Annotated in this window: 9 protein-coding genes; 8 read left to right on the top strand and 1 reads right to left on the bottom strand. The window is 42.1% G+C overall.

Annotated elements, in window-relative coordinates; all coding sequences use genetic code 11:
* Positions 1–218 precede the first annotated feature (218 nt).
* Complete coding sequence (locus HNR31_RS01770; RefSeq protein WP_181554527.1) at positions 219–878, bottom strand: RsfA family transcriptional regulator; 660 nt, start codon at positions 876–878, stop codon at positions 219–221.
* 436 nt (positions 879–1,314) lie between these two features.
* Between HNR31_RS01770 and HNR31_RS01765 the strand changes: the two genes are divergently transcribed.
* The 8 genes from HNR31_RS01765 to HNR31_RS01730 all read left to right on the top strand — a co-directional run bounded on the left by HNR31_RS01765 (position 1,315) and on the right by HNR31_RS01730 (position 11,645).
* Positions 1,315–4,398 carry an efflux RND transporter permease subunit gene (locus HNR31_RS01765; protein ID WP_181554526.1) on the top strand — a complete coding sequence of 1,028 codons (3,084 nt, stop codon included), beginning with the start codon at positions 1,315–1,317 and terminating at the stop codon, positions 4,396–4,398.
* Between the two features lie 122 nt (positions 4,399–4,520).
* Positions 4,521–5,396, top strand: a complete 876-nt coding sequence (locus tag HNR31_RS01760) for a TetR/AcrR family transcriptional regulator (protein ID WP_181554525.1) — start codon at positions 4,521–4,523, stop codon at positions 5,394–5,396.
* 71 nt (positions 5,397–5,467) lie between these two features.
* Entirely contained in the window at positions 5,468–6,766 is a 1,299-nt protein-coding gene (locus HNR31_RS01755; RefSeq protein WP_181554524.1) for a replication-associated recombination protein A, read from the top strand.
* 501 nt (positions 6,767–7,267) lie between these two features.
* Complete coding sequence (locus HNR31_RS01750) at positions 7,268–7,927, top strand: YczE/YyaS/YitT family protein (protein ID WP_181554860.1); 660 nt, start codon at positions 7,268–7,270, stop codon at positions 7,925–7,927.
* 10 nt (positions 7,928–7,937) lie between these two features.
* On the top strand, positions 7,938–8,354 hold the full coding sequence (cymR, locus tag HNR31_RS01745) for a cysteine metabolism transcriptional regulator CymR (protein ID WP_181554523.1): 417 nt from the start codon (positions 7,938–7,940) through the stop codon (positions 8,352–8,354).
* A gap of 26 nt (positions 8,355–8,380) precedes the next feature.
* On the top strand, positions 8,381–9,526 hold the full coding sequence (locus HNR31_RS01740) for a cysteine desulfurase family protein (RefSeq protein ID WP_181554522.1): 1,146 nt from the start codon (positions 8,381–8,383) through the stop codon (positions 9,524–9,526).
* 17 nt (positions 9,527–9,543) lie between these two features.
* On the top strand, positions 9,544–10,659 hold the full coding sequence (mnmA, locus tag HNR31_RS01735; RefSeq protein ID WP_181554521.1) for a tRNA 2-thiouridine(34) synthase MnmA: 1,116 nt from the start codon (positions 9,544–9,546) through the stop codon (positions 10,657–10,659).
* A gap of 320 nt (positions 10,660–10,979) precedes the next feature.
* Positions 10,980–11,645 (top strand): tetratricopeptide repeat protein, encoded by a 666-nt coding sequence (locus tag HNR31_RS01730; protein ID WP_181554520.1) that lies wholly within the window; start codon positions 10,980–10,982, stop codon positions 11,643–11,645.
* Positions 11,646–11,650: the final 5 nt, after the last annotated feature.

Here is an 11,650-nt window from a genome sequence, read left to right as displayed (position 1 = left end):
GTCGCAGATGATGTGCCTGCGACGTTTTTCTAATAAGTAAAATTTGAATTGCTATGCCCAATCGCTCTGGGGGAAATAATCTTCTCTCTCAAGAGGACAAGCCGTCTAGAGAGAAGGACATTTGCCCATTGAGGGAACTGGGATGACAACATTTCGCCGTTTGCCCACAGGATGTGGAAAGGTTTTAGGCGAAATGGGGGCGCTTGTGCTTTGCTTGATTAATGATGAGCAATTTGTTCTAAATTCCCGTTTTTATCCATTCGGAATATCTGGGCTGGTTGCGAACCATGCTCTTCTTCTAATACGAGTTTTCGAGCGCGTTCCATAATTTTCACAAGCGCTTGGTAATCTTCTTGAATGGTTGTTTGTTGTTCATGGAGACGATCGAGTTTTTTCTGTAACTCTTGGTTACGCTGTCGGAACTGTGCATTTTCTTTTTTCAGCTGTTCATTCTCTGTCCGCAATGCTTGAGCGTGATAATCGCTCGTCTGTAATGTTTGCAAAAAGGCGATACATTGCTCAAGTGTAATCGCATTTGGTGCAGGCAGAAGGGAAACTGTTGCATGGCGAGGAGAATTCAAGCTTTCTCCTGTAAGAGAAGCGGCTTGCATCACGCCCGTTTTCTGTAGCTTTTTCGCCTGTTCTAATGCTCTCTTTCGTTCTTTTCGCTGTTTTTTCGCTAGCTCAATTGCTTGAACGTATTGTTTTCTAACTTCTGCGTTCCAGCGAAATCCACAAGCAGCTGCCGTTCGATTTAGCTGATCTCCTACTTCTTCAAACGCAGCAAGCTGGGTACGACCTTCACGAATATAGCGCAATACCGTTTCTGCTAATAACAAATCTTCTTCATGAGACCAAGCATCTTGTCTTGTTTTCATATTGTCACTCCCTAAGGCGCATAATTTCGTAGAGTTTCTACCATTTTCTCCAAATAGTATTCATTTTAAACACTTTCGAATGTTTTTGATCGTTACAATGGTGATGAACAAAGTCTTCTACGGCAGATTGAATATACATTTTAGGTGAATAGGCGCTCTCCTTTGCTTCAGTATACGTCTTAAGACTTAGATAAAAATATAACTTAGGTTTATTATGGAGGGTTCAATGATAATGTAAGATACAGATGCTAATGATTTACATTTAGATTACTAGTGAAATTCTTTATGCTTTCGATGAGAAATCTATTATTGTGTTATTGATTGAAAAAATTTCGTTATTCGACTATATTTTGTATATGACGACCGGTCGGCTTAGAAAAATATCAACCGATCGGTCATACATAAATTTTATTTTTAGGGAGGAAAGGATTGAACAATGAATTTTTTAACAAGGTTTAGTTTAAAAAATGCAGTTGCGGTATTCATTATTTCTTTTCTACTGATTCTGGGGGGATTGTATTCATTTTCTTCCTTGAAAGTAGATTTACTACCGAACATCGAGTTTCCTCAGCTATCGATTGAAGTTACTTATCCAGGAGCGTCTCCTGAGGATATTAATAATCAAGTGACTTCCAAGCTTGAAGAAAAGTTCAAATCGCTTGAGGGACTAAAACAAATGCAAAGCTCTTCCTTTGAGAGCATTGCCATTATTAATCTCGAATTTCCTTTTCATACCGATATGGATGAAGTGGAACGTCAAGTTGACACATTGATTAAAGATACAAAGCTTCCGGACAATGTCCAAACAAAAGTAAATCGTTTTTCGTTTGGAACTTTCCCGATTTTTAATATTTCTTTGTTTGCCAAAAAAGATGTTGATTTACAAAAATTATTAGAACAAGACGTGATCCCGGAATTAAATAAAATTGATGGCATTAACTCCGTTTCCGTCGGCGGAATGAAAGAAGACGTTGTTCAAATTACTGTCGATAAACAAAAGGCGTTACAAGCAGGGCTAAGCTTATCGCAAATTAAGGACCAAATTAATGAGAAGTACGTTTCTTTCCCAGCTGGAAATGTCAACACGGATACGTTGCAAATTCCTGTACGCATTCAAGAGAAGCTTGAAACAGTTAGGGCTCTGGAAAACATGACATTAACGTCACCACTCGCTCAAACAACGACCCAATCGTTTCAAAGCGGAGCAATTCAGTCAGGAACACCTTCGCATCCACCATTAAAGTTAAAAGATATTGCTAAAATTGAAACCGTGACAGATCGTCCGGAAATTACACGCTACAACTTGAATGAATCGCTTTCGATGGCGATTACGAAAAAGCAAGATGCCAATACGGTCGAAGTAGCGGATAAAGTCATAAAAGTGCTAGATGCCCACAAAGATGAGTTTGATTATGCGATTGGTTTTGATTCTGCTGAAGGCATAAAACAATCGGTTGAATCGCTCGTTCGCGAAGGACTATTAGGTGCTTTGTTTGCTTCTATTGCTGTGCTTGTGTTTTTGCGCAACGTTCGCGCTACAGTTATTGCCATTGTTTCGATTCCGCTTTCGCTATTAGTTGCATCGATTTTCTTACATCGAATGGATATTTCGTTGAACGTCATGACCCTTGGGGGAATGGCGGTAGCTGTTGGACGTGTTGTTGATGACAGTATCGTTGTCATTGAAAATATTTTCCGACGCGTCCGCAAATCGAAAACAGGTATAACGGATGAGCTTGTTCAAGACTCTACAAAGGAAATTTTAAAGGCGATTACGTCATCCACGATTACAACCGTTGTTGTCTTTTTACCGCTTGGCTTTGTCGGCGGAATTACCGGGGAGTTTTTCTTACCATTTGCCTTAACGATTGTATTTGCGCTGCTTATGTCATTAATCGTTGCGGTTACAGTCGTACCGATTTTAGCGAAATTTTCATTTAAAAAAGTTCCGCCTGAAGAGAAAGAAGGGGCATTGCAACGCGTTTATGGGCGAATCATTGCTTGGTCGTTAAACCATAAGGCAATCATCTTAGCGTTGTCTATTGTATTGCTTGGCGGTTCGCTTGCGCTCGTACCGAAATTAGGATTCACCTTCTTACCGAACGAAGAGCAAAAAACGCTTGTTGCAAGCATTGAATTGCCTTCATCTACATCGCTTGAAAAAACAAATGATGTTTCTTTAAAAATCGAAAAAATGTTTGATCAGCAAAAAGAAATTAAGGAAGTCACTGCAGGAATTGGAAGCCGCGACTTCCGTACCGGCTTAAAGCGACCAAATCAAGCAAGCTATTTCATTAACTTAAAAGAAGGAGTAAATGTCGCGTCATTTATTAAAAAGCTGGAGAAAAATATGCAACATATCGCTGACAAAGAAGCGCCTGGTACGAAGCTCGGGGTGCAAGAATTGGACGCAGGGGGACCGCCATCAAACAACAATATTAATATTGATTTATACTCCAATGATTTAGCGGCCTTACAAAAGGCGGCAAAACAAGTAGAAGATTACTTGAACAAGCGGAAAGATTTAAAATATGTGACAAACAATTTCTCTGATAAACAAAAACAAGTGATTGTTAATATTGATCCGGAAAAAGCAGCTGCTTACGGCGTATCTGGTTTCCAAATTCTCGGAACGATTGCCGATGAAACAAAGCCGGTTGAAGTCGGAACGCTGACGCTCGACGGCGTTGACCGAACTGTTCAACTATCGTATGATAAGAGTCTTGATTCTGTTGATGCATTAAAGAATACGTTGATTTTTACAAAACAAGGACTTGTTCCTATATCTGAACTTGCCACAGTCAAAGAAGTTGAGACGTATACATCAATTCAAAAACTAGACGGAAAAGTATTTGCACGTATATCGGCACAAATTGTTGGTGACGATATTCAAAAAGTAACGAACGATATCATTAGTCGTGTGAAAAAAGATATCGACTTGCCAAAAGGCGTCTCGTTTGAAGTCGGCGGCGGTAGTGACGAAACAGTCCAAACGTTCCAAGAGCTTGGATTAGCGATGATTGTCGCCATCGGTCTTGTGTATATCACTATGTTGATCACATTTGGAAAAGCAAGAATTCCATTTATCATTTTATCATCGCTCATTTTCGTTCCGATTGGTTCGCTTCTTGGTTTATATATGGCGAACGAGCCAATGTCTATCAGCGTCATGATCGGGTTGTTAATGTTAATTGGAATTGTCACAACGAATGCGATTGTCCTTGTTGACCGCATCGGACAAAACCGTGAACAAAAAGGGATGACGATTCGTGAAGCACTCGTGGAAGCAGGAAAAACGCGCTTGCGTCCGATTTTAATGACGGCGTTTGCAACCGTGACCGCTCTCATTCCGCTTGCGCTAACGAAAGCGTCAGGAACGTTAATCTCAAAAGGACTAGCGATTACGGTTATTGGTGGTCTTACTTCTTCAACGTTATTGACGCTGATCATCATTCCAGTGATGTATGAACTGTTCTTTCTTCGCCAAGCAAAAGCGGAACGAACCATAAATAGCAACTAAATATAAAGGGATGCCTCATTGCCGATGAGGCATCCCTTTTTCCATTATCATGGGCCCAATTTATTTTGAAACCGAAATGCATTATAATAAAGATAACGAATGAAACGAGGAAGGAGAAGACATTGAGCAGAAGAGAAGAGATTATTCAAGCTGCGACGAAGCTGTTTGCGCAAAAGGGGTATTACGCGACTTCCATGCAGGAAATTGCCGAACAGAGCGGAATGGCGAAAGGCTCGATTTATAATTATTTTAAATCAAAAGAAGAAATTGCGGTGTGCATTTTTCGCTATCATTATGAAAAGCTATTTAGAAAGATGGCTGAAGTCAACGAAGATGAAACGTTATCACCAAGAGAAAAATTTGAAAAGCAACTGTCGATTCAAATTGAGGAGTTCTATCGCCATAAAGAACTGGTACAGATGCATATGGGAGAACAAGCAGTGAAAGTAAATGATGAAGTCCATCATCTTGTCTTTCTCATTCGGGCTAAAACGCTCAATTGGTACCGACAAGCGATTCAAGATATATATGGAGAGCGGGTCAAGAATTTTGCGTTAGATTGCGCAACGATATTAAATGGCATGTTGAAAGAATATATGTTTTATATGGCCATTGACCAAAAAGAGCTTCAAGTGACAAAAGTAGCTCCGTTTCTTCTTCGTCGCCTTGATGCGATTGTGGAAAGCATGACGGAAAGAGAAAGCCCTTTACTAACAATTGAGATCATGAAGGACTACCTTTGCGTGGAAAAGACCAATGAGCAAACAAAACGACAGCGAATTATTGACTGCATTGATGAAATATTGGAGACACTTGAAGAAAGGGATAGGAATGAAAGCGATATCATTCGTTCGTTAGAGATGTTAAAGCAAGAATTTAGTCAGAAAGAAGAAGCGAGAAAATTTATCGTAGAAGCGTTATTGCTTTATTTAGAAAGTTTGCAAGTGCCATTATTAAGAGAATTGAAAGCAGCCATACAGCACTATTTCAGAACATAAAAGTTCTCTGTCATTGGCAGGGAGCTTTTGCTATTTTCATCTACGATTTTGAACGAAATGAGGGATGTTCTATGCTTTTTGTACAAGAGCCGCTATCCGTGCGGATGAGACCGCGAACGATTGATGAACTAATCGGACAGCAACATATCATTGGTCCGCATACCGCCTTATATAAAATGATACATAACGGTTATGTTCCTTCTATGCTTTTATATGGTGAGCCGGGGGTGGGAAAAACATCGTTGGCTTATGCGATCGCCGGCACGGTCGAACGGGAATTTTTTGCGATGAATGCGACAACATCTGGAAAGAAAGAGATGGAAGAAGTAGTAGCGAAGGCGAGAATGACGGGAAATGTCATTTTATTTATCGATGAAATTCACCGCTTTAACAAGGCGCAACAAGATTATTTGTTGCCGAATATCGAAAACGGGCTCATTACGTTAATCGGTGCCACGACAGAAAATCCATTTCATGAAGTAAACCCGGCGATCCGCAGCCGATGCGGTCAAATTAAACAACTAAAACGTCTGACGAAGGAAGACATTCTTCAGTTATTGCAACGAGCATTAAGCGACCGCGAGCGCGGATTAGGGATGCTATCCGTTCGTATCGCCGAGCCGCTGCTTGCCCTGATTGCCGAGGCGACAAACGGTGATGCTCGTTCCGCATTGAATGTGCTGGAATCAGTTGTGTACGCTTCAGAAGAACGGAACGGTGAAGTAATTGTTGATGAGCAAACTGTATTAGACTGTGTAGAAAATAAAGGATTTACCCATGATAAAGAAGGGGATATCTATTACTCATTATTATCGGCTTTTCAAAAAAGCATTCGCGGTAGCGATGTCGATGCGGCCCTTTATTATTTGGCGCGGCTGTTGGAAGGCGGCGATTTGGCAGCCATTTGCCGTCGTCTTCTTGTTATTGCCTATGAGGATATCGGCTTGGCAAACCCGCTCATGGGTGTAAAAGTTACCGCAGCCATTCAAGCAGTTGAACGATTAGGTCTTCCGGAAGCACGAATCCCGCTTTCCGTCGTGACGATTGAATTATGCTTGAGCGCTAAATCCAACTCCGCATATAAGGCGCTTGATGAAGCGATTAGCGATGTGCGAAGCGGAAAGATTGGTGACATTCCTGATCACTTAAAAGACGCCCATTATAAAGGAGCAAGCGTACTTGGCCACGGAAAAGGCTATCAATACCCGCACGACTATCCAAATAGCTGGGTGGCTCAACAATATTTGCCGAACGAACTTGTCGGTACGCACTACTACGTCCCAAAAGAAAACGGTGAAGAAAAATATTATGCGAAAGTATATGCAAGACTTAATGAACTAAAACGCCAACACGAAAGTAAGAGGAAATGAAAGTGCAATATGTTTTATGTTATAATGACAAAGGCTTCTCATTATTTTTTATACATGGAGCGTGCCTGTTAACTACCCACCCCTTAAGCGAGCGCTTTTTGAAGTGGGAGCTTGCCAGTGTCCAGCAGTACGAACGTGCGTGCAGCGTACTGCTGCCTTGTCTTGGTCTCTGCATCGGGACAGGTTGACAACTTACCCGACTTACAAGAGACATGCTCAAGTAGCCACCGCAAGCAGTACTTCTATTTCCAAGCATTGCGGATTCTTGCTGTACACTCAACGTTTTACGGTTGCAACGACTTCCTGCAACCGCCCTCATACTTTGAGCTGGCAAATAGTTTTTACGAGTACCTTGTCCAACGGTTTTCTTATATTTTCATTATACCACGAAAGGGGGAACACAAGGGGATTTTGTCAGAACATTAACGTAGCTAAAGCTACCTCTTTTCTGACGCACATTCCTCCCCCACTTATGGGAGTAGGGGTCTCCTGTGCGAAATGATGAAAAACTCTCATAACCTTTCTTTACTGTTCCGTTGGATCGTGTATTTTATCGGGCTACTCATTATGTCGTTTGGCATTGTATTAACAATTAAAGCCAACATTGGGTGTGCACCGTGGGATGTGCTTCATATTGGATTATACCGGCAATTTGGCTTCACGATTGGCACATGGTCCATCATTGTCGGCGTTATGATTTTAACGATTTCTGCGCTTCTTTCCAAACAGTTCCCAAAAATCGGTGCATTTCTCAATATGATATTTGTTGGGCTGTTTATTGATTTATATATGATGATTCCGTATCTTCATACGCCACATACATTCGGGGCAAAATTGATCATGTTGCTTGTTGGCATCGTCATTACTGGATACGGAATGGGTTTTTATATTTCCGCAAACATGGGTGCCGGTCCGCGCGACAGTTTAATGCTTGCTTTAATGGAGCGAACCGGCTGGAAAGTGCAACATATTCGAATTATAATGGAAATATTTGTCCTTTTGCTTGGTTGGCTATTAGGTGGTCCAGTGTCGCTAGGCACACTCATTTTTTGCATCACCATCGGTTCTGTTGTTGGAATTTCGTTACCACAGTGTCAACGAATGACAGAACGAATCATCACTAAACCAATCAAAATAGAAACGAACGGTCTAAGTCGTTAGGAGGAATACAATGAAGATTTCAACAAAAGGCAGATATGGATTAACAATTATGATTGAACTTGCCAAAAAATATGGCGATCGACCAATTTCATTAAAATCGATTGCGAAAGCGCATAATTTATCCGAACATTATTTAGAGCAGCTCGTTTCGCCATTGCGGAATGCAGGACTTGTCAAAAGCATTCGCGGGGCGTATGGCGGCTATGTATTGGCAGATCATCCTGCAAAAATTACGGCTGGAGATGTCATTCGAGTTCTTGAAGGGCCAATCAGTCCGGTTGAAGAATTGGAAGAAGAAGAGCCAGCAAAGCGCGAGCTATGGATTCGCATTCGCGATGCGGTGCAGGAAGTGCTAGATAGCACAACGATTGAAGATTTAGCGAAATATAGCAACGGCGATGACGAAGCATATATGTTTTATATTTAATTGACGAATGAAAGGAGAATGCATAGTTGGAGCGGATTTACTTAGATCATGCCGCTACGTCGCCTACCCATCGCGATGTGGTGGAGCGAATGGTGCCGTTTATGACTGAAGTATTTGGTAACCCGTCCAGTATTCATTTTTTTGGCAGACAAAGCCGTCAGGCGATTGACGAGGCAAGGGCAGTGGTGGCCAATAGCATTGGAGCAAAAGAAACAGAAATTATTTTCACAAGCGGTGGAACAGAAGCGGACAACTTTGCTTTGGCTGGAACGGCAATGGCCAATCGTAACAAAGGAAACCATATTATTACAACCTCTATTGAACATCATGCGGTATTGCACACATGTCACTACTTGGAGCGACAAGGATTTGATGTGACATACCTTCCGGTGGATGAACAAGGAAACGTCTCCCTTGATGATGTCAAAGCAGCGCTTCGGGATGAGACAATTCTTGTTTCCATCATGTTCGGCAACAACGAAGTCGGTGTATTACAACCGATTAAAGCCATTGGTGAGCTCGTAAAAGATCACCAAGCCTACTTTCATACGGATGCGGTACAAGCATATGGGCTCGTTCCAATTGATGTGAACGATTATCACATTGATTTATTGTCTGTTTCTGCTCATAAAATTAACGGTCCAAAAGGGGTCGGATTTTTATATGCACGAGAAACGGTAAAATTGTCTCCGCGGCTGTATGGCGGTGAGCAAGAGCGAAAACGCCGGGCGGGAACGGAAAACGTCGCTGGAATTGTTGGGCTCGCCAAAGCGGTAGAAATCGCGCAACAAACGATGTCAGAAAAGCAAATGATGTACCGCGAATTAAAAGAAACGATGCTATCCGTTTTCGATGAATCAGGAATTTCGTATTTCGTCAACGGCAACCAGAACGCATGCCTTCCTCATATATTAAATGTCGCGTTTCCGGGAACAAACGTTGAATCAATGCTCGTGAACTTAGATTTAGCTGGGATTGCCGCTTCAAGCGGGTCAGCTTGCACAGCGGGGTCAGTTGATCCGTCTCACGTTCTCGTTGCCATGTTGGGGAAAGAATCGGAGCGGATTCGCTCTTCCATTCGCTTTAGTTTCGGGCTTGGAAATACGGTAGAACAAGTTAAAAAAGCTGCTTATGAAACCGTACAAATTGTTCGGAGACTTACAAATCGCTGAGGAGAGAGGTGACATCAGTGAAAAAAGCACCAAAAGATACTCGCGTCGTCGTCGGTATGTCGGGAGGCGTCGATTCTTCCGTCGCAGCGCTGCTTTTAAAGCAGCAAGGATATGACGTCATCGGCATTTTTATGAAAAACTGGGACGACACCGATGAAAACGGAGTATGTACAGCGACGGAAGATTACGAAGACGTCATGCGCGTCTGTAATCAAATCGGCATTCCATATTATGCAGTTAATTTTGAAAAGGAATATTGGGATAAAGTATTTACGTATTTCCTAGATGAATATAAAGCGGGCCGAACACCGAATCCGGATGTACTGTGCAATAAAGAAATTAAATTTAAAGCCTTTTTAGAGCATGCGATGTCGCTTGGGGCGGATTATTTAGCGATGGGACATTATGCACGTGTAGAATATCGCGATGGCGAATATAAAATGTTGCGCGGCGTTGACCAAAATAAAGACCAAACATATTTCTTAAATCAACTAGGACAAGCTCAACTTTCTAAAATCATGTTCCCAATCGGCAATATTGAAAAAGCGAAAGTACGGGAAATTGCAAAAGAGGCAGGACTTGCCACAGCAACGAAAAAAGATAGCACCGGCATTTGTTTTATCGGCGAACGCAACTTCAAAGAGTTTTTAAGCAACTACTTACCGGCTCAACCTGGAACAATGCAGACGTTAGATGGCGAAATTAAAGGAAAGCATGACGGATTAATGTATTATACCATTGGGCAACGCCATGGTCTTGGCATTGGCGGAAGCGGCGAACCTTGGTTTGTCGTCGGAAAAAATGTAAAAGAAAATATTCTTTATGTTGCACAAGGATTCAATAACGAATTGCTCTATTCCGATTCCATTATTGCAACAAACATTAACTGGGTCTCTGGCCGCATTCCAACCGAACCGCTCAAATGCACGGCGAAATTCCGCTATCGCCAGCCAGACACAGGAGTAACGGTTCATGTCATTGATGAGAACACGGTAAGAGTCGTTTTTGACGAACCTGTTCGTGCGGTCACACCAGGTCAAGCGGTTGTCTTTTATAACGGTGAGGAATGTCTTGGCGGCGGAACGATTGACGAAGTGTTCCGAAACGGTGAAAAGCTTTGGTACGTCGGGTAAACCGAAAAGCGAAGGCAGTATAAATTCGACTAAAATTTCCCACGTCCTGTGGGTAAACGGCGAAATGTCGCCATCCTAGCTCTGCGATGACCAAATGTTTTTCAGACGTCGAGGTGCTTGCCACCTCAAGGACGAAGGTGATTTGGCAGAAGAGAGCTAGCCGCCGAAGTTAGACAAGAAAAGAGCGGAGGCGCCCCTCCATAAGTAGTAATGAAAAGCCTCAACTCCAATGTGGGTTGGGGTTTTCCTGCCATATGAAGGAATTTTTATAGAAGTTATCGAACGTATGTACTATAATGAAGCTAAGGAGTGATCGTGGCGTGGAAGATAAAAATCAAGTCGGAATTGCCTATATGCAGCAAGGAAACTATGAGGAAGCCGTGAGATGTTTTCATGAAGCGATTGAAGAAAATCCAAATGACCCCATCGGCTATATTAATTTTGGCAACGTATTAGCTGCTGCCGGGGAAGAAGATAAGGCGCTGAATTTTTTCAAAAAAGCGCTGGAGCTAGATGACAACGCCGCTACTGCTTATTACGGGATCGGTTCTGTTTATTACAACCGCCAGCAATTTGCTCAGGCGAAAGATATGTTTGAACAAGCGATAAAAAAAGGCTTACAAGATAGTGATGTCTTTTTTATGCTTGGGATGTCGCTCATGTATTTAGAGCAACCACGTCTGGCCCTTCCGTATTTGCAGCGCGCGGTAGAACTTAATGAGCGCGATGTGGAAGCGGTATTTCAGCTTGGCCTTTGCCTTGCCCAATTGGAATTTGTCGATGAAGCGATGAACTATTTTCAACGAACGATTTCTTTAAATGAACGCCATGCTGATGCGTATTATAATTTAGGCGTTGCTTATGCGTATAAAGACGATATTAAGACAGCACTTGATATGTTTACAAAAGCGCTTGACATCCAGCCGGATCACTTGTTAGCCGGACATGGAAAAAAGTTGATGGAAAAAACGTTACAACAATCATAAAAAAG

Source organism: Thermaerobacillus caldiproteolyticus (genome assembly GCF_013761245.1).
In the GTDB taxonomy this organism is placed as follows: Bacteria; Bacillota; Bacilli; order Bacillales; family Anoxybacillaceae; genus Thermaerobacillus; species Thermaerobacillus caldiproteolyticus.
The sequence above is the reverse complement of the archived record's forward strand: the minus strand, read 5'-3'. Positions and strand labels throughout refer to the sequence as shown.

Bases quoted from the DNA above. Each gene is read 5' to 3' on its own strand.
- HNR31_RS01770 (WP_181554527.1), bottom strand. From the start codon at position 878: ATGAAAACAAGACAAGATGCTTGGTCTCATGAAGAAGATTTGTTATTA.
- cymR (WP_181554523.1), top strand. From the start codon at position 7,938: ATGAAGATTTCAACAAAAGGCAGATATGGATTAACAATTATGATTGAA.
- HNR31_RS01765 (WP_181554526.1), top strand. From the start codon at position 1,315: ATGAATTTTTTAACAAGGTTTAGTTTAAAAAATGCAGTTGCGGTATTC.
- HNR31_RS01750 (WP_181554860.1), top strand. From the start codon at position 7,268: ATGAAAAACTCTCATAACCTTTCTTTACTGTTCCGTTGGATCGTGTAT.
- HNR31_RS01755 (WP_181554524.1), top strand. From the start codon at position 5,468: ATGCTTTTTGTACAAGAGCCGCTATCCGTGCGGATGAGACCGCGAACG.